At 64.0% G+C, this 21,973-nt stretch carries 19 protein-coding genes; 3 read left to right on the top strand and 16 right to left on the bottom strand.

Annotation, left to right across the window (positions count from 1 at the left end):
* Positions 1-39 precede the first annotated feature (39 nt).
* The 9 genes from BCCGELA001_RS25535 to BCCGELA001_RS25495 form a co-directional block, all read right to left on the bottom strand.
* The gene (locus BCCGELA001_RS25535; protein ID WP_008555230.1) at positions 40-1,242 is read right to left on the bottom strand and encodes an HAD-IIIA family hydrolase; all 1,203 of its coding nucleotides are present in this window, start codon (positions 1,240-1,242) and stop codon (positions 40-42) included.
* Between the two features lie 63 nt (positions 1,243-1,305).
* A complete protein-coding gene (locus tag BCCGELA001_RS25530; protein ID WP_060736609.1) occupies positions 1,306-2,145 on the bottom strand; it encodes an SDR family oxidoreductase in 840 nt (279 codons plus the stop codon).
* A 14-nt stretch (positions 2,146-2,159) separates the two neighbouring features.
* Positions 2,160-2,921 carry an SDR family NAD(P)-dependent oxidoreductase gene (locus tag BCCGELA001_RS25525; RefSeq protein ID WP_060736608.1) on the bottom strand — a complete coding sequence of 254 codons (762 nt, stop codon included), beginning with the start codon at positions 2,919-2,921 and terminating at the stop codon, positions 2,160-2,162.
* Positions 2,918-3,766 carry a sugar phosphate isomerase/epimerase family protein gene (locus BCCGELA001_RS25520; RefSeq protein WP_060736607.1) on the bottom strand — a complete coding sequence of 283 codons (849 nt, stop codon included), beginning with the start codon at positions 3,764-3,766 and terminating at the stop codon, positions 2,918-2,920. The genes BCCGELA001_RS25525 and BCCGELA001_RS25520 overlap by 4 nt, the downstream gene beginning before the upstream one ends.
* Positions 3,763-4,527 carry an SDR family oxidoreductase gene (locus BCCGELA001_RS25515; protein ID WP_008555217.1) on the bottom strand — a complete coding sequence of 255 codons (765 nt, stop codon included), beginning with the start codon at positions 4,525-4,527 and terminating at the stop codon, positions 3,763-3,765. The genes BCCGELA001_RS25520 and BCCGELA001_RS25515 overlap by 4 nt, the downstream gene beginning before the upstream one ends.
* Positions 4,520-5,209, bottom strand: a complete 690-nt coding sequence (locus BCCGELA001_RS25510) for an acylneuraminate cytidylyltransferase family protein (RefSeq protein ID WP_008555213.1) — start codon at positions 5,207-5,209, stop codon at positions 4,520-4,522. The genes BCCGELA001_RS25515 and BCCGELA001_RS25510 overlap by 8 nt, the downstream gene beginning before the upstream one ends.
* The gene (locus BCCGELA001_RS25505) at positions 5,209-7,116 is read right to left on the bottom strand and encodes an N-acetylneuraminate synthase family protein (protein WP_008555211.1); all 1,908 of its coding nucleotides are present in this window, start codon (positions 7,114-7,116) and stop codon (positions 5,209-5,211) included. The genes BCCGELA001_RS25510 and BCCGELA001_RS25505 overlap by 1 nt, the downstream gene beginning before the upstream one ends.
* Complete coding sequence (locus BCCGELA001_RS37990) at positions 7,109-8,014, bottom strand: class I SAM-dependent methyltransferase (RefSeq protein WP_008555210.1); 906 nt, start codon at positions 8,012-8,014, stop codon at positions 7,109-7,111. Before BCCGELA001_RS37990 ends, BCCGELA001_RS25505 begins: the two co-directional genes overlap by 8 nt.
* Position 8,015: 1 nt before the next feature.
* Positions 8,016-9,428, bottom strand: coding sequence for a GHMP family kinase ATP-binding protein (locus tag BCCGELA001_RS25495; RefSeq protein ID WP_008555208.1), 1,413 nt, complete (start codon positions 9,426-9,428; stop codon positions 8,016-8,018).
* Between the two features lie 200 nt (positions 9,429-9,628).
* On the opposite strand from BCCGELA001_RS25495, the gene BCCGELA001_RS25490 reads away from it, so the two are divergent.
* The gene (locus BCCGELA001_RS25490; RefSeq protein ID WP_008555206.1) at positions 9,629-11,266 is read left to right on the top strand and encodes a carbamoyltransferase family protein; all 1,638 of its coding nucleotides are present in this window, start codon (positions 9,629-9,631) and stop codon (positions 11,264-11,266) included.
* 102 nt (positions 11,267-11,368) lie between these two features.
* Here the strand turns inward: BCCGELA001_RS25490 and BCCGELA001_RS25485 are convergent, their stop codons facing one another.
* Positions 11,369-12,592, bottom strand: coding sequence for a phenylacetate--CoA ligase family protein (locus BCCGELA001_RS25485; protein WP_060736606.1), 1,224 nt, complete (start codon positions 12,590-12,592; stop codon positions 11,369-11,371).
* Positions 12,593-12,681: 89 nt separating this feature from the next.
* Here BCCGELA001_RS25485 and BCCGELA001_RS25480 point away from each other — a divergent pair, with 89 nt between their 5' ends.
* Positions 12,682-13,830, top strand: coding sequence for an AGE family epimerase/isomerase (locus BCCGELA001_RS25480; RefSeq protein WP_008555192.1), 1,149 nt, complete (start codon positions 12,682-12,684; stop codon positions 13,828-13,830).
* 12 nt (positions 13,831-13,842) lie between these two features.
* Here BCCGELA001_RS25480 and BCCGELA001_RS25475 read toward each other — a convergent pair whose 3' ends face one another.
* The 6 genes from BCCGELA001_RS25475 to BCCGELA001_RS25450 all read right to left on the bottom strand — a co-directional run bounded on the left by BCCGELA001_RS25475 (position 13,843) and on the right by BCCGELA001_RS25450 (position 20,960).
* On the bottom strand, positions 13,843-14,682 hold the full coding sequence (locus BCCGELA001_RS25475; protein WP_060737828.1) for an ABC transporter ATP-binding protein: 840 nt from the start codon (positions 14,680-14,682) through the stop codon (positions 13,843-13,845).
* Between the two features lie 112 nt (positions 14,683-14,794).
* Positions 14,795-16,078, bottom strand: coding sequence for an ABC transporter substrate-binding protein (locus BCCGELA001_RS25470; RefSeq protein ID WP_008555177.1), 1,284 nt, complete (start codon positions 16,076-16,078; stop codon positions 14,795-14,797).
* A 43-nt stretch (positions 16,079-16,121) separates the two neighbouring features.
* Entirely contained in the window at positions 16,122-17,195 is a 1,074-nt protein-coding gene (locus BCCGELA001_RS25465; RefSeq protein ID WP_008555175.1) for a branched-chain amino acid ABC transporter permease, read from the bottom strand.
* 3 nt (positions 17,196-17,198) lie between these two features.
* Positions 17,199-18,092, bottom strand: coding sequence for a branched-chain amino acid ABC transporter permease (locus tag BCCGELA001_RS25460; protein ID WP_008555173.1), 894 nt, complete (start codon positions 18,090-18,092; stop codon positions 17,199-17,201).
* A 118-nt stretch (positions 18,093-18,210) separates the two neighbouring features.
* Positions 18,211-20,142, bottom strand: a complete 1,932-nt coding sequence (locus BCCGELA001_RS25455; protein WP_060736605.1) for a long-chain fatty acid--CoA ligase — start codon at positions 20,140-20,142, stop codon at positions 18,211-18,213.
* Positions 20,139-20,960 (bottom strand): ABC transporter ATP-binding protein, encoded by an 822-nt coding sequence (locus BCCGELA001_RS25450; RefSeq protein WP_008555160.1) that lies wholly within the window; start codon positions 20,958-20,960, stop codon positions 20,139-20,141. The genes BCCGELA001_RS25455 and BCCGELA001_RS25450 overlap by 4 nt, the downstream gene beginning before the upstream one ends.
* 338 nt (positions 20,961-21,298) lie before the next feature.
* On the opposite strand from BCCGELA001_RS25450, the gene BCCGELA001_RS25445 reads away from it, so the two are divergent.
* Entirely contained in the window at positions 21,299-21,973 is a 675-nt protein-coding gene (locus BCCGELA001_RS25445; RefSeq protein ID WP_008555151.1) for a Crp/Fnr family transcriptional regulator, read from the top strand.

The raw sequence follows: 21,973 nt of genomic DNA, 5'->3' as shown, positions 1-21,973 counted from the left end.
GCATCAGCCAAATGCCCGGGGATGCAGCGCTTTTGGCCACTAGACGGCCTGGGTCGGTATCAGGCGTTGCTCCACGAATGCTTGCAGATTGCCGCCCGAAAACAGATGGCCGGCCACGCCGGCCGCCCGCGCCGCCTCCATGTCGCTACCCTTGTCGCCGATCACCATGCTGCGCGTCATGTCCACAGGAAAGCGCGTGACAAGATCGGTGATCATGCCGGGTGCCGGCTTGCGCCGGTCGCTCGTACGGCAATAGCGCGGGACGGTGCCATCGGGGTGATCGGGGCAGTATTCGAACGCATCGATATGGGCACCGATCAGCGCCATCTGATCCGCCATCCAGCGGTGCAGGGCGAGGACGTGATGCTCCTCGTAGTAGCCGCGCGCGACGCCGGACTGGTTGGTGATGACGAAGGCGAAGTAGCCGGCGTCGTTGACGGCCTTCACGGCCTCGCGGGCGCCTTCGATCCATTCGAGCTTGTGCGTCTCGAAGGTGTATCCTGAATCGTGGTTGAGCACGCCGTCGCGATCGAAGAATACGGCCGGCCGCCGCAGCTTGTCCCGCAATTCGCGATCAGCCCGGGCGAGATCGTCGGGGATGCCGATGTCGATGAAGTAACCGCGGTAGGCCGTGCCGCGCAGCGAACCGGATTTTGTAAGGCCGGGAAATACGTCCTGCTCGAGCGAAGCGGGGAGCTTAGCGATGTCGGCGACAATCGATTTATCGACGACGTAGATGCCGGCATTGACCGGTCCCGTAGCGCCCGCGCCCGGGGCGACGAAGTCGCGTACCATTTCGCCGTCGAGCACGACGCGGCCGTAGCGGTCCCCGACGACACCGTCGCGCAATGCCATGTGAACGCGCCCGCCTTGCGCCCGCGCGATCAGATCGAGCAGGTTGAAGTCGAACAGCGAGTCGCCGTTGAGGAGCAGGAAGCGGTCGTGCAGCAGGTCGCGGGCATGCACGAGCGCGCCGCCGGTGCCGAGCGGCTCGCGCTCGCGCGACACGACGATCTTTGCCCGTCCTCGGCAGGCCATGGCGTAGTGCGTCTCGACGATGTCCGCCTTGTGACCCGCGAGCAGGAGAATCTCGTCGAACACGCCGTAACGGACGAGTTCGTCGATCAGCGTGTCGAGAAAGGGACGCCCGCCGATGTCGAGCATTGGCTTGGGAACCAGCTTGGTGCGCTCACCGAGGCGCGTGCCAAGTCCCCCGACGAGGATGACCGCCTGTCTCAACATGAGTTGCAACTCGCTCGATTGTGGCCTTGGTAATCATGTTTGTCCGGATGATGCATGGTCCGGCTACCAAACGCTTCTTCCGCCATCCATCACCAGATTCTGCCCGGTCATGTAGCTCGAAGCGTCCGAGCAGAGGAATTGCACCGCCGCGCGGTATTCGTCGACCTCGGCCATGCGGCCCATCGGGATCAAACGCGTCAGCCGTTCGACGAAGGCGGGATCCTGGTTGTTGAAGACGCCGCCCGGCGAAATCGCGTTGACGCGCACGCCATGATCGGCCCAGTAGGTCGCCAGATATTTCGTCAATCCGATGAGACCGTGCTTGATCACGGAGTAGGTCACCGGCTTCACCGGCTGCTCTTCCTCCCGCGACACGTTTGGCTGCCGGTAGAGGCGCTGGTCCGGCGCGATCACACCGAGATCGGAGGCGATGTTCAGGATCACGCCGCGGCCTCGTTTGGCCATCTCGCCGCCGAACACTTGCGCGCACAGCATTGCGCCGGTCAAGCCGACGGCGATCTCGGTCTGCCATTGCGGCACGGGGAAAGCTTCGAAGCGCGACGAGTGCATCACGCCGGGCGCCGACGTCACCTTGGGATCGATTGCCGCATTGTTGACGAGGATGTCGACCGTGACGCCGCGGCCGGCAAGATGCTCTTGTGCCGTGCGGACCGAATCGAGTGAGGTGACGTTGATCTCGAGCGCCATCAGGTCGGATGAAAATTCGGCCTGTCTCAGCGATGCGACGGCGGTCTCGGCTTGCGCCAATCCCACATCGGTGACGACCACGCGCGCGCCTGCCTCGGCGAGCGCTGCCACATGCTGCCTGCCCAGAAGGCCGCCGGCGCCGGTCACGAGCGCGGTGCGTCCGGTCAGGTCGTAGCGGGAGAAGGGGTTCGCCATCGATAGCTCCTGTATCAGCTTCTGAGCTGGCCGCCGTCGGCCACCACGATGCTACCGGTGATGAAGGCGGCCCGCGGCGAAACCAGGAAGGCAACGACGTCGGCGATCTCCTCTGGCGTGCCGAGCCGGCGCAGCGCCACCTCGCGCTGGAGCATGTCGTCGACCGCGGCCTTGTTTTCGGCGATCTTGCGCGCCCAGGTGCCATCCGCGCTCAGGATGTTACCGGGGGCAACCGCGTTGATGCGGATGCTTTCAAGCGCCAGCGGGCGCGCCAATCCGCGCACGGTCGCGTTCACGGCCGCCTTTGCGCCGTAATAGGTCACGGGCGCGCCGAGAGCCGCCATGCCGGCGATCGAAGAGATGCAGACGATGGCGCGGTCGCCGCTGCCGCGCGCCATCAGCGGCCGGGCCGCGTCGATCATGTTGGTCGTGGCGAACAGATTGAGGTCGATCACCCGCGACCATTCCGCCGCGGTCTCCTTGCCCGGCGGCACCGAGGCGCCGCTGCCGACATTGCAGACCAGGATATCGAGCCGGCCCCACTGCCGTTCGACCTCGTGCACCAGCGCCGCAGCGGCGGCCGGATCGGTGACGTCGGCCACGTGCACCGACGCACTGCCGCCGACCGCGGCCCGCGCGGCGTTGAGCGCATCGGCACCGCGTGCGGCGAGCGCGATCTTTGCGCCCTCGGCGGCGAGCGTTGTCGCGATCGCAAGTCCGATCCCGCGGCTGGCGCCGGTGACGAGAGCGACGCGATCCTCGAGTTCGAGTTTCATCGGGCGGCGTCCTCGATCCAGCCGACCGTCATGTCGCGGTAGTTCGCCAGAGCGCCGGCGTGGTCACCGTCGGCGGCGCGCGCGGTCTGCAGGATGTATTGGCCCTTGTAGCCGGAGCGTTCGATCAGCCGGATCGTCTTGGCGAGATCGGCATTGCCGGTGCCGAGCGGCACGGTGGTGCCGCCACGGATGCGGTCCTTGATGTGGACGTTGAGAATACGCGCCGCGTAGGCGCCCATCTCCTCGTCGCTGTCGTAACCGAGCGAGGCGCTGTTGCCGCTGTCGTAGTTGATGCCGAAGATCTCGGCCGGAAACGACTCCATGAAACGGGCGAGCTCGCGCGGGGGCAGGTCGGATTCGAAGACGATCCTGACGTTTCGCCTGGCGAGCGTCTCCGAGCGCGCCAGCAGAACGCGCTTCAACGTGTCGCTCTCGCTTTCCCGCTCGATCTTGCCGTTGTCGACTAGCGGAACTACGATGAATTCGATGCCGATGCGGCTGCAGGCGGCGATCAGGAGGTCGAGATCGGCGACGAGCGCATCGCGCACGACGGCGTCGACCTTCCAGAACGGCGCCTGCATGAAGCAATCACCCGTCAGGCTCGGGATGCGCACGCCGTTCTCGCGCGACAGCGCCAGAATCTCCTGCTGTCCCTGTTCGGTCATGAGCGGATTCTCGCGCAGCCGTTCCTGGTCGATGGTCCATTCCATCCGTGTCAGGCCGAGATCCTTCGCGCGCGGGAACTCCTCCCGCCATGCCTCCCAAGGGAATGCCTGGATCTTGCCATCGACCAGGGCCGACAACCGCCCTTGCATGAACCCGATGCGTTGCAGCGTTGCGGTCACGATTTACTATCCGAGCTGATGGCGAGGCCCTTGGCGATCCAGCCGCCGTCGACGAAGATCTCCTGGCCGGTCACATAGGCGGATGCATCCGACGCCAGGAAAATCGCGGCTCCGACCATATCGCCGGGCTGTCCCCAGCGGCCGAGCATGGTATGGCGCCGTCGATCCTCGTGCATGACAGGATCGGCAAAACTCTTTGCGGTCATCTCGGTTGCGACATAGCCCGGCGCCAGCGCGTTGACGCGGATGCCATCGACCGCATAGTCGGCTGCGAGGGCGCGCGTCAGCCCGGCAAGGCCGGCCTTCGCCGCCACGTAGCCGGGATTGCCGGGAAAGCCGCGGACGGAATTGATGCTGGTGACGTTGACGATGGCAGCCGAGCCTGCGTTCTTGAGGAGCGGATGGGCTGCAAGGATCGCGGCATACGCGGCGGTGAGGTCGGTCGCGACCGTGGCACGGAAGCGTGTGAGCTCGCTTTCGGCACTCTGAGCCGGAAGACTGATGCCGGCGGCATTCACGAGCGCGTCGATGCGGCCGTCTTTTGCCGCGATGGTACGGAACGCGCTCTCGATCGCTGCATCGTCGGAGAGGTCGCAGGCAATGGCAGACGCGCCCTGCGGCGCGGTTCCGGAGCGGCTGAGGCCGAACACCGTCGCTCCCGCATCCAGCAATCCGGCCGCGATCGCAGCCCCAATGCCGCGCGAGGCGCCGGTGACGACGGCGATCTTGCCGGCGAGGGAGAAGATGCTGGGATCAGGCATAGCCGTAACTGCGCATGATGGCGGCACAAAGCTTGACGTCTTCGGGCCGGTCGATCTGGAACATCTTGTGGCGTTCCATCACGTGGAAGCCGATCTTGCCGCCGAGACGATTGTTCTGCTCGCGCAGGAGAGACGGGATCAGGACGTAGAACGAGCCGTTCTCGAGATAACGCTTTTCGATCTGCTGTCGCATGCGGCGATTGCGGAAGTCGTAATTGATCGGCTCCGGTCCGTTCGCGCCGATCCGCCAGTTGAAATAATCCTCGACTTCGCAAACCGAGAGCAGGCTGTCGAGTTGTTCGCGGTCGAAGGTCGCAAGCGCGTTCTCGATATCCGCGGGCTCGCGGATCGGCGAGGTCGCCTGGAGCGCGACGATGCGCTCGAACCGGCCCATCCGCTCGTCGATCGCGGCGAGCGCATGCAACCAGGCGGATTCCGAGGAGGCGAGGTCACCCGAAATTTCGTCCGGGCGCCGCACGCCAATCGCACCAGCGGCCTCGGCCGCGGCGAGGATGTCGTCGCTGTCGGAAGAGACCGCCACCACGTCGACCCCGCGCGCGGCACGCGCCTGCTCGACCGTCCAGGCGATGAGGGGCTTGCCGCAGAGATCGAGCAGGTTCTTGTGGGGAATGCCCTTCGAACCCCCGCGTGCGGCGATCACGGCCAGCGTCTTGTGCGCCATCAGACATGTCCCTCAAGACGCTCGAGTGCGGTCCAGAAGCCCTCGCCCATGTTCTTGTGGCCCTGCCATATCTCCGGAATGAACGAGGCCGTCGGCGCATGCTTGCGCAGCACCCGGCCGACCTCGCCGAAGTCGATCTCGCCCTCACCAATCTGGACGCCTTCGCCATCGAGCCCCCTGGCATCGCCGAAATGCAGATGCGCAGTGTGGGGGCCGAGCTGGGCGAGGCCTTGGTAGAAGTCGAAGCCGAAATGATTGGCAGCGAGTTTCGTGTGCGAGATGTCGACGCACATGCGCAAATCATGCTTGGCGCAGAAGGCGGCCGACTCCTCCGGGAAGATGAAGATGTTCTGGTGCCGCTGGCCGCCAAAATGCCAGGGGAACGGTGCCATGGTCTGCGGCGTCAGCTCGACGCCGTCCATGTCGAGCTCCTTCAGGCTCTGCGCGAAGATGCGGTAACGCTCGGCCTTCTCCTCCGCCGACAGCGGCGCATCCATGGTGAAGCCGCCGATATTGGCGACGATCGGCGGCCGCTTGGTCTTGGGGAAGAATTTCTTCAGCCTGCGCGTGATGTTGATCACCGTCTGCGTCTGCTCGAGCGAATAGCGCCGCAGCGTCTCGTCGGGGGTCGCGAGGTCCATCAGCTTGGAGCCGGCAAACAGCTCCGGCGCATGCACGACGAAACCGAGATCGTATGTGCCGGAGAGATATGCGGCCGGATCGCGCTCCATGTCGCTGTAGCTGAGATGGAATTCGATGATGTCGGGCTCGCAAATCTCCAGGAAGCGCTCGATGTCGTAATAGCGCACCGGCACGCCCCAGGGACGGTCAAAACGATAGCGCCGCGCCGCTGCGATGCCTTCGTCGAGGTCGCTCTGGAAGAAATAGTCGTCGGCCGCCATCGTCCGCTTCAGCTCCCGGCCGAGCAGTTCCGGCATCTTCAGCGGCGACAAGCCCTGTCCCGGGCTCTTCACCGCGATGTCGCTTTCGGAGATCACCGTCCCGGGCACAAGGTCGCGCGCAGCCACCAGGCTTTTCGCCAGGTTCTCGCGGTTGATCAATTCGCCTTGGCTCAACACGCGTTCGGCCAGCTTCTCGCCGCGCGCCGCTTCGATCTCGCGGATGCCCGAGACTAACGCCTTGAATTCCTCCGGCTCCAGGCTCGCGGCGTGGTCGGGACCTTCCATCGTGCGGTCGAGCGTGATGTGGCGCTCGATGACGATGGCGCCGAGCGCCACCGCGGCCATCGATACGGCAATGCCGCGCTCGTGACCGGAATAGCCGACCAGGGGATGAATCTCGCGCAGCGTTTCCATGAAGCGTAGATGGATATTGTGGAGCGCGGCCGGATAGGTGCTCTGGCAATGCAGGAGCACGTAATTCGCCTTGCGCTCGTCGAGGAAGCTCGCGGCGGTCTTGATCTCCTCGGTCGTGCTCATGCCGGTCGAGACGATCAATGTCTTGCCGGTCGTGACGAGTTTGGCGAGCAGGGGGAGGTTGGTGAGATCCGCGGACGCGACCTTGTAGGCGTTCGTGCCGAAACCTTCGAGCACCGCGACGCTCTTCACGTCCCAGGGCGTGCAGAGATACTCAATGCCCTTCGAGGCACAATAATCTGCAATCTTCTTGTGCTGCTCGGTCGTGAGCTCGAAACGGCGCAGCAAGTCGAGCGTATACTCGACCGCAAGGTCGTCGTCCTTCCCCGAGAGGGAGGAGGCGCGATAGACCTCCTCGAGCTTGCGCATCTGGAATTTGGCGCAATCTGCGCCGGCGACGATCGCCGCATCGACCAGCGCGATGGCGCGGTCGAAGTCGCCATTGTGGTTGTTGCCGACCTCGGCGATGACGTAGCAGGGCTTGCCGTCTCCCAGAAGGCGGTCGCCGATGCGAACTGGTACATCAGCCATTCGCTCTGGTCCTCTCAGCGTCTTTGCCCTGATCTACCGGTCTGGCCACGATCAATGAGCCAAGCGTAAACAAATCCCGTTCCGAAAACTGGCGGAATTGGGGTGCCAGGCGCGCCATGATCGCGGGCTCAGGCGACCTGCAATCCGGCCGGTCACTTAATATCTCAAAACCGGCGTCCTTGAAGAGCTGCAGGTACTCGCTGTGGCGCAGGCGGTTGACGTACTGGAAGCGCGATTGAAATGGGTACCATTCCTCGTCGGAGTACGTCAGGAAGTTGAATGAGCTGATGGCCGGATCGAATCCCTTGAAATGATCGCCGTAATCGATCTGCATCAGAGCCACGCCGTCCGGACGGAGGATGCGTCGCAGTTCCTTGAGGATGGCCGCAATGTCGGCCTTCGGAATGTGTTCGAGCGTTTCGACCGAGACCGCGCAGTCGATGGAGTTAGCTGGCAGGCCCGTTGCGCGGGCATCGGCGGGCGCGCGGTACTCGATATTCCAAAACCGGTCGAGATCGTCCCATGAGGCTATCCTGGGACGATCGGTGCCACTCGCTTTGGAAATGATGGCGGCGTTGGAGCGGATCAGGTCGAGCTTGGACAGCCGCTCGATGTCGACGGTGATGAAGCGTTTGACGCCATGGGCGCTGAAAGCGAGCGGAATGATCAGATCGCGGCCGGCGCCGAATTCGAAGAACGTCGATGCCTGCAGCGGCCGAATGCCGTATTCGGAGTATGTGCGGAGCAGCTGCTGGGCAAATGTGTGGATCGACCTGATTTGCTTTTCCGGACGTGGCAACCGACGCGTGACGTAGCGTTGCAAAGCGTAGTGCAGACCTTCCCCGAACGGAATGGCCGAGAGCACGGTGAACGCGCGCGCCTTTGCTTGCCAGTGCACGTCAATGGTCCTTTGGACGGGCGGCTTCGGCGGAGTTCTGTCTGGACGAAGAAGGAAGGCGCGACTTCCACGTCCGCAGCCCGCTCTCTTCAAACATGATGCGGGAACAGGTATGCCCCTGCTGCTCCAGCGCGGCGATGAGCTGATAGCGTTCGAAGGGGCGCACGAAGAAGATAAAATACCCGCCGCCGCCGGCGCCCAGCAGCTTGCCGCCGACTGCGCCATGCCGTTTGGCGAAATCGTAGAGCGCATCGAGCGCGTCCGAGGATATCTTCGAGCTCAGCTTCCGCTTGGCGTGCCAGGCCTCGTCGATCAGCCGGCCGCATTCCAGCAGCTGGCCGCGCAACAGATGCCGCCGGATGAGGCGCGTCACTTCCTTCTGCTTGGCGGCCGCGGCGACGGCGTCACTGGTTTCATGCTGTGCCTTCTGGTCGCGGTGGATGGCCCCGGAATCGCGGCCGGAGCCGGCGTAGCAGAGCACCAGGCTCTCCTCGAGCTCGGCGATGATGCTGGAGTCGAGGCGAAGCGGCACGATGGTGTTCTGGTCGGAGAAGAACTCCATGTGGTTGAAGCCGCCGAACACGGTGGCGTACTGGTCCTGCCAGCCGCCGGGGATGTTGAGCATCAGCCGTTCGGCCTGGAAAGCCATCTCCGCGATCTCGTGACGGTCCCACTGGTCGCTGCGGAATTCGTTGAAGCAGCCGATAATGGCCGACGAGACCACTGCCGAGCCGCCGAGCCCCGAGCCGACCGGAAAGTCGGCGGACACTTCGAGCTCGAATCCGTAAGTCGGCTTGATCAGGCGCACCACCGACTTGATCAGCGCGAGCTCTCCCCCCGTTCCGAGCTGGGCGAGATTGTCGGCCTCGACGGTGCAACGGAAATCATGCGAATAGATCCGGATGCTGGGGTCGCTCCGGCGCCGCAGCGTTGCATGGGCGTACATCTTGATCGTGGCACTGATCACCGCGCCGCCATCATTCGCAACGAAGTAATGCGTGAGGTCTGTGCCGCCGCCGGAGAAGCTGATGCGCACTGGCGAGCGGCCGCGTGCGAACACCTCGCTCTCTTCCGACAGGTTGAACAGCTCGCGGCTGAATACGTCGACCAGACGTCTCTCGGCATCGAGAATCGGCACCACATGCACACGCTGGTCGAGCAGCTTGAGGATCTGCTCGCGCGGTGCTCCGGCGGGCGCCCACACGAAGTTGCGATTGATGCAGGTGGCAACCCGATCGTGAATCGTGCTGCCGGCCAGCATGCACCTGCGGATGTCACCGTCCGTTACCGCGCCGACGATCCGTTCGTTCGCGTCCTGCGCGAACAGAATACCAAGCTTGTTCTCATTGAGGTGCCGGAAGGCTTCCTCAATGGTCTCGGTCTCGGCGATGGTGACGAGGGTTCGGTCGAGCACTATTCGGGATCCGGGAAAGGCCAATTCCAGGCCATCGTAAGCAAGGATTGGTAATACGGGAGCGGCCGGGACGATGCAAGGTTCCTGGCCCCGGGGATATCGCGGCCAAAAGGGCTGCCACGAAGCGCTACGGCCGGACCATAGCCGATTTACATTGGCCGCAGTTTCTATAGAAGGCTCCGCAAAGGGGTTTGCACCAAATGTATGTGGTCGGAATCAGTTCGGGGATCAAGCATGGGCACCACGACGGTGCGGCGGTGTTGCTGCGCGATGGCGAGTTGATCGCAGCCGCCGAGGAGGAGCGTTTCACCCTGGCGAAACATGCGCGCGGCGAGCTGCCGCGCGGCGCGATCGGGTTCTGCCTGAAGCAGGCCGGCATCACCATGCGCGAGGTTGACTGGATCTGCTCGCCGCTGAAGACCTACACGAACTACGCGCAGCGCCTCACCGAATATTTCAAATATCAGTTCGGCCACAGCCCGAAGATCGAGCTCTACGACCATCATCTCTGTCATGCCGCGAGCTCGTTCTACGGCTCCGGTTTTTCCGAGGCGACGGTGGCCTGCTTCGACTTCTCGGGGGATTCCAGCGCCGGCCTCGTCGCGCATGCGCGCGGCAACGATTTCCGCGTGCTGACGCGGTTCGCCCGCCACAACAGTCTCGGGCTCTATTACGGGATGCTGACCCAGTATCTCGGCTATCAGATGACCAACGACGAGTACAAGGTCATGGGCCTGTCGTCCTATGGCAGCCCGGAATATCTCGACAAGTTCGCGAAGCTGTTGCGCCCGAACGGCATCAACTACGAGCTCGATCCCGAGCTCGACAAGCGCCGGCGCGACGCGGGGATATTCACCAGCGATTTCTCGACACGGCAGGAACGCATCTTCACCGAGAAGATGGAGGAGATTTTGGGGCCGCGGCGGCTGCGCGGCCAGCCGCTCGACCAGCGCCTGACCAACATCGCCGCGAGCGGCCAGAAGCAGCTCGAGGTCGTCACCACCGAGGTGATCCGTTCGGCGATCGCCGAGACGGGCTGCGGCGACGTCTGCATCGCCGGCGGGGTCGGGCTGAACTGCAAGATGAACATGGAGATCGCGGCCGAGCCTTCTGTGAAGCGTCTCTATGTGCCGCCGGTCCCGCACGATGCCGGCGTAGCGCTCGGTGCGGCGATGATGAAATGCGCGGAGGCGGGCCACGCGATCGCGCCGCTGACCCACGCTTACTGGGGACCCGACTATTCCAACGACACGATCCGGGAGACGCTGGACAAGATCGGCGCCCGGTTCGAGCTGCTCGACGATCCCGTGTCGCGCTGCGTCACCGACTTGACGGAGCAGAAGACGGTCGGCTGGTTCCAGGGACGGATGGAGTACGGTCCGCGCGCGCTCGGCAACCGCTCGATCCTGGCCGATCCGCGCCATGCCGGCATGAAAGACCGCATCAATCTCACGATCAAATATCGCGAGGAGTTCCGCCCGTTCTGTCCGTCGGTGCTTTACGAGCGCCAGGCCGAGTATTTCGAGGACACGTTCGATGCGCCCTTCATGGTCGTGACTTTTCCAGTCAACGAGAAGGTCGCCGAGACCATGCCCGCGGTGGTCCATGTCGACAACACTGCGCGCATCCAGAGTGTTCATGCGGACAGCAATCCGCTCTACAGCCGCCTGATTGGCGAGTTCGCGAAGGCGACCTCGCTGCCGGTCCTCATCAACACCAGTCTCAACATCAATGAGCAGCCGACGGTGAACGCGCCGCTGGAGGCGTTGCACACCTATTTCTGCTCAGGTCTGGACGTGCTGTATCTCGGCAACTATCGGCTTTCGAAATCGAGCTGAGACTAAAGCGCGATGAGACGAAGATGGACCGTCATCGCGCTTTAGCTTGTTCTTTGAGCATGATCTCTTCGGAAAACCGCGCACACTTTCCCGGATCATGCTCTATCGCTCGTCCGCGATCACCTTTCCGTCGTTGGGCAGCACGCCGGGACTGACCAGCTCGACGGTGCCGCCGAGCTTCGTCACGGCACGCAAGGTGCCGGCGATCTCCTCGCGCAGTGCTTCGCTCGCGGCCGTCGTTTCCGCTCTCAACGTCATCGCGTCGGTCTCGCCTTGGCGCGTGACGACGAGGCGTAGCCTTCCGAGTGCGGAATGGCGCTTGCCGATCTCGGCGACCTGCTCGGGCCGGACGAACATGCCCTTCACCTTCGTGGTCTGGTCGGCACGGCCCATCCAGCCCTTGATGCGCATGTTGGTGCGCCCGCAGGGGCTTACTCCCGGCAGGGCGGCGGTGAGGTCGCCGAGCGCGAGCCGGATCAAGGGATGGTGCGGGTCGAGCGAGGTGACGACGATCTCGCCGACGTCGCCCGGCGCAACGGGATCGCCGGTGCCGGGCTTGACGATCTCCAGGATGAGGTCCTCGTTGACGACCATGCCCTCGCGGGACTCGGTCTCGAAGGCGAGGAGGCCGAGATCGGCGGTGCCGAAGGCCTGGTAGGCGTCGATGCCGCGCCCCTTGATCTCGGCCTGGAGCGAGGGCGGGAACGCCGCACCCGACACCAGCGCGCGCTTGATCGAGGAGACGTCGCGGCCCGAGCCGGCTGCGGCGTCGAGCAGGATCTTCAGGAAATCCGGCGTGCCGCTGTAGCCGACGGGGCGATAAGCTTCGATCAACTCGAACTGCTGTTCAAGATTACCGGGGCCCGCGGGAATCACGGCGCAGCCAAGCGCGCGTGCCGATGCATCGAAGATGAAGCCACCGGGGGTGAGGTGGTAGCTGAAGGTGTTGAGCACGATGTCGTCGGGGCGGAACCCGGCTGCGAACAGCGCCCGAGCGCCGCGCCAGGGATCGGCCTGGCGTCCTTCCGGCTCGAAAATGGGGCCAGGGGAGGTGAAGAGGCGGGCGAACGACCCCGGCGAGGCCGCCACGAAGCCGCCGAAGGGCGTTGAGGCTTTGTGCAGGGCCGGCAGTTCCGACTTGCGCAGCACCGGCAGGCCCGCCAGCGCCTCTCTGGACCTCACCGAGGCGGGGTCCACGCCCCTCAGCCGCTCGGCATAGGCTGGCGCGGCCATGGCGCCACGCAGCACCTCCGGAAGGCGGGAAAACAGCTCGGCCTCGCGCGCGCCGTGATCGCGCGTCTCGAGGGCATCGTAATGGGCGGTCATGGCTGGTCTTTCCGGGTTGGCATGGTCCGTTGCACGCCGCCGCCGGCATCGGTATCAGACGGCCATTGGCGAGGCCTAGAGAGGGCGCGATGGCGGACGAAGGAAGCATTACGGCGGATGCGGCGGACGTCGTCGCGCGCCTGAAGCGGCGCATCATCGACGAGGCGCTGCCGCTGTGGTCGACGGTCGGCTGGGATCACGCCACCGGCGGTTTCATCGACCGGCTGCACCGCGACGGCACGGCGGACGCCGCCGCGCCGCGGCGCGTGTTCGTGCAGGCGCGCCAGATCTGGTGCTACGCCAAGGCCGCGCAGATGGGCTGGTACCCCGAGGGTCGCGCCATCGCGCTCAAGGGGCTGGAGCATATGCTGGCGAGAGCGAAGGCGCCCGACGGCCGCCCTGGCTACGTGCACCGGCTGACGCCGGAAGGGGCCGTGCTGGACGGCCGGCGCGACGCCTACGACCACGCGTTCATCCTGTTTGCGCTCGCGAGCGTCTATGCGCTCGACCAGGATGCCCAGGTTCGCGCCGAGATCGACGCGCTGCTCGCCTTCCTCGACGGCCATCTGCGCTCGCCGCATGGTGGCGTCCATGAAGGCCTTCCGGTCTCGCTGCCGCGCCGGCAGAACCCGCACATGCATCTGTTCGAGGCGATGATCGCCTGCTTCGAGGCGACGCACGATCTGTCGTTCCAGAACCGCGCCGGAGAATTCTTCGCGCTGTTCCTCGCCAACCTCTATGACAAGCGGAAGTGCGTGCTCAGCGAGTATTTCGAGGAGGACTGGTCGAAGATCGAGCCGGTCAGCGTCGAACCCGGTCACCAAGCGGAATGGGTGTGGCTTCTGAAGGGGTTTGAACGCATCACGGGATGCCCGACCGGACAGCGGCGCGCCGAACTGCTGGCAACCTCCGTGCGCTACCGCGACGAGGCCACGGGCTGTCTGATCGACGAGGGCGATGACGCCGGCAACATTCGGCGCAGCACGCGCCGGCTGTGGCCGCAGACCGAGATCGCGAAGGCGTGGACCGCGCAGGCCGAGTCCGGCGAGGCGGGCGCGGCGGATGAGGCGCGTGCGGCGCTGACGAGACTGGAACGACATTATCTCAGCCATCCCGTGAAGGGCGGCTGGTACGATCAGTTCGACCGCGACGGCAAATCGCTGGTCGACACCATTCCTGCGTCGTCGTTCTATCATGTTCTCTGCGCGGTCACGGAAGCGGAGCAGGTGCTGGGCTAGGCTCAATGTGGATCACAGCCAGCGCTTGCGCCGCTTGAAGCTCTTGAGGTTCTTGAAGCTCTTGCGCTGGTCGCCGGCGCCGCCGAGATAGAATTCCTTGACGTCCTCGTTGTCGCGCAGTTCGTCGGCGGTGCCGTCGAGCACGACCTTGCCTTGCTCCATGATATAGCCGTGGCTCGCCACCGAGAGCGCGGCGCGTGCGTTCTGCTCGACCAGCAAAATGGTGACACCGAGATCGCGATTGATCTTCTGGATGATCGAGAACACCTCTTTCACCAGCAGCGGCGACAGACCCATGGAGGGCTCGTCCATCAGGATCATCTTCGGGCGCGCCATGAGCGCGCGGCCGATCGCTAGCATCTGCTGCTCGCCGCCCGAGAGATAACCGGCAAGGCCGGTGCGCTCCTTCAGGCGCGGGAAGTAGTTGAAGACCATGTCGAGATCGGCATCGACCTCGCGGTCCCGGCGGGTGAAGGCGCCGAGCCTGAGGTTCTCCAGCGAGGTCATGTCGGCGACGATGCGTCGGCCCTCCATCACCTGGAAGATGCCGCGGCGCACGATCTTGTCGGGGTCGATGCCGTTGATGCGGTCGCCATCGAACAGGATCTCGCCGCGCGTAACCTCGCCGTCCTCGGTCTTGAGCAGCCCCGAGATCGCCTTCAGCGTCGTCGATTTGCCGGCGCCGTTGGCCCCGAGCAGCGCCACGATAGCGCCCTTGGGCACGTCGAGGCTGAGGCCGCGCAGCACAAGGATGACGTCGTCATAGACGACCTCGATGTTGCGCACGCTGAGGAGGGGCGGCGCGGGGACGACGGCCGGCTTGGCGTGGGTTGCTTCGAAGGTGTCGGTCATGTCGTCTTCCATTCAATCCGTCATTCCGGGGCGGTCCGCAGGACCGAACCCGGAATCTCGAGGTTCCGGGTTCGATGCATTCGCATCGCCCCGGAACGACGAAGTGATCAGCTCACCAGCCCAGCAATTCGGGCTTGCGCGGCAACTCGACGGTCTTGACCTTCTCGAGCTTGATCGTGCCCTTGGACATGAGGTCGTTGAGGTCGCCGTCGGTCGCGCCCGAGACCTTGGTGCGATAGAGATCGACCTTCAGCGTGCCGCGATGATCCTTCTCGGTCCAGGTCGAGGCATTGCAGACGCCTTCCATCCCGGCCGGCACCCAGTCCTTCTTCTGGTGGAAGCCCTTGGCAACGTTCTCGCCGGTGGCGCCACCGTTCTTGGCGGCCCACTCGATCGCCTCTTTCATGTAGAGCGACGAGCAGACGGCGGCGATGTAGTGTACCGGGCGATAGACCTTGCCGGTGGGGTCGGACATCTTCGAGATTTCCATCACCGTCTTCATGCCGGGTGCATCGCCGCCCCAGCTCACCGCGGTGCGCAGCGGGAAGATCACACCGTTGGCGGCATCTCCAGCCGTCTTGGCGGCGTTCTCGTCCATGCCCCAGACATTGCCGAGGAACTGGACCTCGACCCCGGCAGTCTTGCAGGCCTTCATCACTGAAATGTTGGAGGCCGCGGTGTTGCCGAGATAGGCGTAATTGGCACCGGAGGATTTCAGGCTCAGGCACTGCGCGCTGTAGTCACCCGGCGCGAGCGCGAACACCAGCGGTGGCAGCACTTCGAAACCGAGCTCCTGTGCCATGGCTTCGCCGGCGGCCTTCGGCGCGTTCGGGTAAGGATGGTTGGCGCCCATGTGCACGAATTTCGGCTTGCCGGACTTGCCCTTGGCCTTCCAGTCCTCGGCCGCCCACATCAGCATCGCGCGCAGCGAATCCGAATAGCTCGGGCCGTAGAAGAAATTGTAGGGTGCGGGCTTGGCCTTGCCGCTGACGCCTTCGGGATCGGTGAGGGCGGCGGCGTAGGAGCCGGACATGTCCGGAATCTTGTCCTGGGCGAGGAAGCCGGTCAGCGCCTCGGTGTCCGCGGTGCCCCAGCCCATGATCGCGGCGACCTTGCCGTCCGGCGCCGACCACTTCTTGTACAGCGCGATGGCGCGCGGCACCTGATAGCCGTAATCGTTGGTATCGACGTTGAGCTGCTTGCCGCCGACGCCGCCGTTCTTGTTGACCCAGGCGAAGGTGTCGGCGACGGCCTGCCCATAGGGCGTGCCGACGTCGGAGGTGCCGCCGGAATAGTCGGCGAGATGTCCGATCGCGATCTGCGCCTGCGCGCCGGCCGAAAATGCGGCGATCGCGAACGCGAGCGACGCGGTGCTCAAAAGGGACTTCATCGTCATGGGTCGGCTCCTCCTGTTTATTGTTTAAGTGAAGTTTCCGCGCTCAATGCGAGAACGGGTAGAGTTTCCAATAGGCTTTGATTTGTCGCCAGCGATGCGCGAGGCCATCGGGCTCGAACATCAGGAACGCGATGATGATCACCCCGATCGCGATTTCGCGCAGGAAGGTGATGTTGTTGTTGAGCGACAGCGCCTTGTCGATCGCACCGCCCTTGAGATAATGGCTGACGAACTCCATCGCCTCAGGCAGCAACACCACGAAGGCGGTACCCATCAGCGTGCCCATGATCGAGCCGGTGCCGCCGATGATGATCATGGCCAGGAACAGGATCGAGCGCTCGATGCCGAAACCTTCCTGCGAGACCACGAGCTGATAATGCGCATAGAGCGCGCCGGCGATGCCGGCAAAGAAGGCGGCAAGCCCGAACGACAGCGTGCGGTATTTGGTGAGGTTGATGCCCATGATCTCCGCTGACAGATAATGGTCGCGGATCGCCACCAGCGCGCGGCCGTCGCGCGTGCGCATCAGATTGGTGACGAGGATGTAGCTCGCCAGCACATAGGCCAGCACGACGTAGAAATATTGTTTGTCGCCGCGCAGCGTGAAGCCGAAGATCGAGAACGGATTGGCGCTGGCCGGCACCGAGCCGCCTGTGAACCACTCCGCACGGGAGAAGAAGTCGAGCAGGATGTATTGCGCCGCCAGTGTCGCGATGACGAGATAGAGCCCCTTCAGCCGCGCCGCCGGAATGCCGAAGATCAGCCCGACGAGCGCCGTGACGATGCCGGCGAGCGGGATCGCGAAGAACACCGGGATAGGAGCGTTGTTGGAGATATAGGCCGAGGTGAAGGCGCCGAGCAGGAAGAACGCGGCGTGCCCGATCGAGATCTGGCCGGTGAAGCCGACCAGAATGTTCAGCCCGAGCGCCGCGATCGAGAAGATGCCGATCTGGATCAGGATGCTCAGCCAGTACCCGCTGAAGAATTGTGGCGCGAGGCACAGCAGCAGCACGCCGGCGATCGCAAAATTGCGGCTGGTGGTGGTCGGGAAGATCGTGGTGTCCGCGGCGTACGTGGTGCGGAAATCACCAGCGGGGATGAGGGCAGGGCCGGCCATGGATCAAATCCGCTCGATGTCGTGGGTGCCGAATAGCCCGTAGGGCTTGATCATCAGCACGATGATGAGGACGTAGAACGGCGCGATCTCGTAGAGATTGCCCCAGTGCAGATACTCGCTGTCGACATATTGCGCGACGTTCTCGAGCAGCCCGATGATGATGCCACCCAGCACGGCGCCGCCGACGGAGTCGAGCCCGCCGAGAATCGCCGCCGGAAACACCTTGATGCCGTAGGCGGCAAGGCCCGAAGAGACACCGTTCACGACCGCAACGACGACGCCGGCGACGGCCGAGACCGTGGCCGAGATGGCCCAGGCCATCGCGAACACGCTTTTCACGGAAATGCCGAGCGACTGCGCGACCTGCTGGTTGAACGCCGTAGCGCGCATCGCAAGGCCATATTTGGAAGCGCGGAAGAACCAGGCCATGCCCACCATCATCGCAACCGACACCACGAGGCTCATGACATAGACGGTCTGGATCTGGAGGCCGAACAGGTCGACCGACTGGCTCTCGAACACGCGGGGGAACGGCTGCGGGTTGACGCCGAACATCCATTTCAGCGTCGCCTGGAGCACGGTGGAGAGGCCGATCGTCACCATGATCACCGAGATGATGGGTTCGCCGATCATCGGCCGCAGGATCAGGACCTGGACGGCGATGCCGAACACGAACATGAACACCAGCGTGATCGGCATGCCGATCCAGAACGGTACCTGGTATTTCGCGAGCAAGGCCCAGCACACCCAGGCGCCGACCAGCAGCAATTCACCTTGCGCGAAATTGACGACCTGCGTCGCCTTGTAGATCAGCACGAAAGACATCGCGACCACGCCATAGAGCGTGCCGACCACGAGGCCGTTGACCAGGAGCTGGAAGAGGAAGGCGGTGTTCATGACGATCGACCCGGCTCGTCATTGCCGGGCTTGACCCGGCAATCCATCGATGTGGAAAGACGCTTCTTCAGAAGGGGATGGATGTGCGGGTTAAGCCCGCGCATGACGATCAACTGTGTCACTCGGCCGCCTCCGCCATGTGCCCGTGCCCGCCCAGATCCACGACACGCAACGTGGTGCGGACACGCTGCGTGGTGCCGTCCTGGAAGCGGATCACGGTGTCGACGGGGATGTCGGCATCGCCGCGGTAGATCGCGTCGATGATCCCGGCGTATTTCTCGTTGATGACGCTGCGGCGCACTTTGCGGGTGCGGGTGAGCTCGCCGTCGTCGGCATCGAGCTCCTTGTAGAGCAGCAGGAAGCGCGAGATGCGCTGCGCCGGCGGCAGCGTGGCGTTGACGGTCTCGACCTCCTTCCGGAGCAGCGCATAGACCTCGGGCCGCGAGGCGAGGTCGCTGTAGGTGGTGAAGGAGAGGCGGTTCTTCTCCGCCCATTTCGAGATGATGGAATAGCGGATGCAGATCATGGCCGCGAGCGCGTCGCGGCCGGCGCCCAGTACTACGGCCTCGGCGATGTAGGGCGAGAATTTCAGCTTGTTCTCGATGAATTGTGGCGAGAAGCGCTCTCCGCGCGAGGTCTCGGCGAGGTCCTTGATGCGGTCGATGACGACGAGCTGGCGGTTCTCGTTGAAATAGCCGGCATCGCCCGACAACATCCAGCCGTCCTTGATGTCGGCGACGCTGGCCTCGGGGTTCTTGTAGTAGCCGAGGAACATGTTGGGATGCCGCACCACGATCTCGCCGACGCCGTGAACATCGGCATTGTCGATCCGGATCTCGACGCTGTCGGCCATCGGCACGCCTGTCGTATCGGGATCGACCTTGCCCTCGGGATGCAGCGTGTAGGCCCCCAGCAGCTCGGTCTGGCCGTAGAGCGTGCGGAGCGGCACCCCCATCGCCTGGAAGAACTTGAAGGTCTCAGGCCCGAGCGCCGCGCCGCCGGTTGCAGCCGAGCGCAGGCGGGTGAAACCGAGGCGGTCGCGCAGCGCGCGGAACAGGATGGCGTCGGCAAAGCCGGAGCGCTTGCCTTCCGCGAGCGCTGCCAGACCCGATTTCATGCCGATGTCGAACAGGCGTTGCTTGAAGGGCGTCGCGTCCATGACCTTGGCGCGGACATCGGCGGCAATCGATTCCCAGACCCGTGGAGCAAAGAGCACGAAGGTCGGCGCGATCTCGCGCAGATCGTTCATCATGGTGTCCGGCTCTTCGACGAAGTTGATCTTCATCCGGCACAACAGGCCTTTGCCGAGCACGTAGACCTGCTCCATGATCCAGGGCAGCGGCAGCACCGAGACATATTCGTCGTTAGGTCTCTTCGGGTCGAAGGCGAGATAGGTCGCGCAATGGCCGAGCACGCGGCCGGCCGCGAGCATCGCCAGCTTGGGATGAGACGTCGTGCCTGACGTCGTGCAAAGGATCGCGACATCCTCGCCCTTGGTCGCGTCCACGAGGCGATCGTAAAGCTCCGGCTCCCGCGTGGCCCGCGCGCGGCCGAGCTCGGCGAATTTCTCCGCCGACATCAGCCTGGGATCGTCGTATTTCCGCATGCCGCGCGGATCGGAATAGATGATGTGCTTCAGCTTCGGCACGCGCTCGGCAAGCGCGAGCAGCTTGTCGACCTGCTCCTCGTCCTCGGCGAAGACGAGCCGTGCCTCCCCATATGTCAGGAGATAGGAGGCTTCTTCATCCAGTACGTCGCGATAGAGACCAAGGCTGAGGCCGCCGATCGCATGTGTCGCGACTTCCGCCGCGACCCAGTCCGGCCGGTTGTCGCCGATGATGCCGATGACATCGCCGCGGCCAAGACCGAGCTCGACGAGCCCGAGTGCGAAATCGCGTACCCGCCTCTGATAGTCGTTCCAGGTGAAGATACGCCAGAGCCCGAGATCTTTCTCGCGCAGCGCGATCTCGCTGCCATGCTCCCGGGCGTTGAGCCGGAGCATCTTGGGATAGGTGTCGGCCTGCGCGACGCGTCCTGCATAATCCATCATGCCGCGCTCTCCTGCGCGGGCGAGGCATCGTCCGGATCGACCAGTACCTCGTCTTCCTCACCAAGATAGGCGCGCTTTACGTGGGGATCGGCGAGGACGGCGGCGGGATCGCCCTCGGCGATCTTCTTGCCGAAATCCAGCACCATGACGCGATGGGAAATGTCCATCACCACGCCCATGTCGTGCTCGATCATCACCACCGTCATCCCAAATTCCTCGTTGAGGTCGACGATGTAGCGGGCCATGTCCTCCTTCTCCTCGAAGTTCATGCCGGCCATCGGCTCGTCGAGGAGGATGAGGCGCGGCTCCAGGGCCATGGCGCGGGCGAGCTCCACGCGCTTGCGCAGGCCGTAAGAGAGGGTGCCCGCGGTGGCTTTTCGCACCGACTGCAGATCGAGGAAATCGATGATCTCCTCGACCTTGCGGCGGTGCTCGAGTTCCTCCTTGCGGGCTCCGGTGAGCCAGTACAGCGAGCCCGTGAGAAAATTGTTCTTCAGGAGGTGATGGCGGCCGACCATAATGTTGTCGAGCACGCTCATGTGGTGGAACAACGCCAGGTTCTGGAAGGTGCGGCCGATGCCCAGCGAGGCACGGGCATTCGGCGTCAAGCCAGTGATGTCGCGGCCCTGGTAGAACAGCTGGCCTTCGGTCGGCTTGTAGCGACCGGAAATACAGTTCACGATCGAGGTCTTGCCGGCGCCGTTGGGGCCGATGATCGAGAACAGCTCGCCTTCCCTGATGGCGAAGCCGACATCGGTCAGCGCACGGACGCCACCGAATCGCAAGGACACGCCGCGCACTTCGAGACTGGTAGCCACCAAACAAATCCCTCCCGGTGATGGCGCATTGATCGGCGCTCTTCATCCGTTGTTTTCGGACGATCCTAGTACGGTCGTGCCAGTGAGGCCATGCAGCCATTGGTCTCGACCGGACCCCGCGCCGCCTTCGATCCCGTCAGGGCTCAAACGCCGCATCGCCCAAGGTGGCTCTCAATACGGGAAAGCGCTATTTTGAAATGTCTTCGGCCTGACAATTCTGCGACAAAGTTTTTCGGGCGGGCGCGGCGTCCATCTTTCGTCGGATGGACCGCTGAGAAGAGATGTTGCAGTGCAACAGAAGGGTGGAGTGACGAAACGGTGCGGCTGGCTTCGGGATCATGATTTCAGAGGATCATCTGAAGCGCGTCGCCGCCTGGTCGCGCGAGCTCACGCAGGCCGAGATCGAGGTCGCACGCGGCGGAATCACCGAGCGGTCCTACGGCACCGGCGAGACCGTGTTCATGCGTGGCGATACCTTCGACTATTGGGCCGGCATGGTGAGCGGCCTCGCCCGGATGGGTGGGGTGTCGCGCGACGGCAAGGAGACGAGTCTGGCCGGGTTGACGGCGGGAGCCTGGTTCGGCGAGGGCAGCGTGCTCAAGAAGGAGCCGCGGCGCTATGACGTCGTCGCGTTGCGCGACAGCCGGGTGGCGCTAATGGAACGCAGTGCCTTCATGTGGCTGTTCGAGAATAGCGTCGGCTTCAATCGCTTTCTGGTCCGCCAGCTCAACGAGCGGCTCGGCCAGTTCATCGGCATGCTCGAGGTCAACCGCACGCTGGATGCCACCGCGCGTCTTGCCCGCAGCATTGCTTCGCTGTTCAACCCGGTCCTCTATCCCGAATCGACCGCGCATCTGGAGATCACCCAGGAGGAGATCGGCGCGCTCTCCGGCATGTCCCGCCAGAACGCCAATCGCGCGCTGAACCGGCTGGAGAAAGAAGGTCTGCTCCGGCTGGAATATGGAGGTGTCACCATCCTCGATATCGAGCGGCTGCGCGGGTACGGGGATTAG

This window comes from Bradyrhizobium sp. CCGE-LA001, assembly GCF_000296215.2.
GTDB lineage: Bacteria > Pseudomonadota > Alphaproteobacteria > Rhizobiales > Xanthobacteraceae > Bradyrhizobium.
The sequence above is the reverse complement of the archived record's forward strand: the minus strand, read 5'-3'. Positions and strand labels throughout refer to the sequence as shown.

What these genes read in the sequence shown, in the direction of transcription:
- BCCGELA001_RS25485 (WP_060736606.1), bottom strand. Translation starts at nt 12,592, where the DNA reads ATGACCGCCCATTACGATGCCCTCGAGACGCGCGATCACGGCGCGCGC.
- BCCGELA001_RS25530 (WP_060736609.1), bottom strand. Translation starts at nt 2,145, where the DNA reads ATGGCGAACCCCTTCTCCCGCTACGACCTGACCGGACGCACCGCGCTC.
- BCCGELA001_RS25490 (WP_008555206.1), top strand. Translation starts at nt 9,629, where the DNA reads ATGTATGTGGTCGGAATCAGTTCGGGGATCAAGCATGGGCACCACGAC.
- BCCGELA001_RS25460 (WP_008555173.1), bottom strand. Translation starts at nt 18,092, where the DNA reads ATGAACACCGCCTTCCTCTTCCAGCTCCTGGTCAACGGCCTCGTGGTC.
- BCCGELA001_RS25455 (WP_060736605.1), bottom strand. Translation starts at nt 20,142, where the DNA reads ATGATGGATTATGCAGGACGCGTCGCGCAGGCCGACACCTATCCCAAG.
- BCCGELA001_RS25515 (WP_008555217.1), bottom strand. Translation starts at nt 4,527, where the DNA reads ATGCCTGATCCCAGCATCTTCTCCCTCGCCGGCAAGATCGCCGTCGTC.
- BCCGELA001_RS25480 (WP_008555192.1), top strand. Translation starts at nt 12,682, where the DNA reads ATGGCGGACGAAGGAAGCATTACGGCGGATGCGGCGGACGTCGTCGCG.
- BCCGELA001_RS25445 (WP_008555151.1), top strand. Translation starts at nt 21,299, where the DNA reads ATGATTTCAGAGGATCATCTGAAGCGCGTCGCCGCCTGGTCGCGCGAG.
- BCCGELA001_RS25465 (WP_008555175.1), bottom strand. Translation starts at nt 17,195, where the DNA reads ATGGCCGGCCCTGCCCTCATCCCCGCTGGTGATTTCCGCACCACGTAC.
- BCCGELA001_RS25510 (WP_008555213.1), bottom strand. Translation starts at nt 5,209, where the DNA reads ATGGCGCACAAGACGCTGGCCGTGATCGCCGCACGCGGGGGTTCGAAG.
- BCCGELA001_RS25535 (WP_008555230.1), bottom strand. Translation starts at nt 1,242, where the DNA reads ATGTTGAGACAGGCGGTCATCCTCGTCGGGGGACTTGGCACGCGCCTC.
- BCCGELA001_RS25525 (WP_060736608.1), bottom strand. Translation starts at nt 2,921, where the DNA reads ATGAAACTCGAACTCGAGGATCGCGTCGCTCTCGTCACCGGCGCCAGC.
- BCCGELA001_RS25470 (WP_008555177.1), bottom strand. Translation starts at nt 16,078, where the DNA reads ATGACGATGAAGTCCCTTTTGAGCACCGCGTCGCTCGCGTTCGCGATC.
- BCCGELA001_RS25505 (WP_008555211.1), bottom strand. Translation starts at nt 7,116, where the DNA reads ATGGCTGATGTACCAGTTCGCATCGGCGACCGCCTTCTGGGAGACGGC.
- BCCGELA001_RS25475 (WP_060737828.1), bottom strand. Translation starts at nt 14,682, where the DNA reads ATGACCGACACCTTCGAAGCAACCCACGCCAAGCCGGCCGTCGTCCCC.